This window comes from Gluconobacter sp. P1D12_c, from assembly GCF_018812105.1.
GTDB lineage: Bacteria > Pseudomonadota > Alphaproteobacteria > Acetobacterales > Acetobacteraceae > Gluconobacter > Gluconobacter oxydans_A.
Map to the genome: position 1 here is coordinate 1 of NZ_JACSIQ010000709.1, position 391 is coordinate 391.

Consider the following 391-nt stretch of genomic DNA (forward strand, 5'->3'; position numbering starts at 1 on the left):
GAATAAGGGGAAGTATCAGCGGTACATGGTTATCACCTGCGGTGAGAACGTCCGCATATATGATGACCTCAAGGCGGAGCATAGGAAATGGACACGCAAGCTCTCTGATTGCTTCCGTTGGCTCAATCAAAAATATGGTTCAAATCTGTATTTCAGGGGGACTGAGTTCACTCATAATGAGGATCATGAAACCCTTAACATGCATATGAATATCCTCTTTGATCTGCCGTATTTGAAGGGGAACGGCTGGCAGGATTTTCTTGCTGATGTTCGTGAGAGGATGTCGTGCATTGTTAAGGATGCGGGAACTCTTGAGTCTGTTGATGAGGTCACAAAATATGTGACTAAGCCGAACGATATTGAGACGATGGAGGATGGCCATCTTGAGTGG

General features: G+C 45.5%; 1 protein-coding gene. It reads left to right on the forward strand.

All coding sequences use genetic code 11. The features are described from left to right. Positions 1 to 25: 25 nt before the first annotated feature. On the forward strand, positions 26 to 391 hold a 366-nt coding region (locus KP705_RS18845), incomplete at its 3' end, for a protein rep (RefSeq protein WP_215765412.1).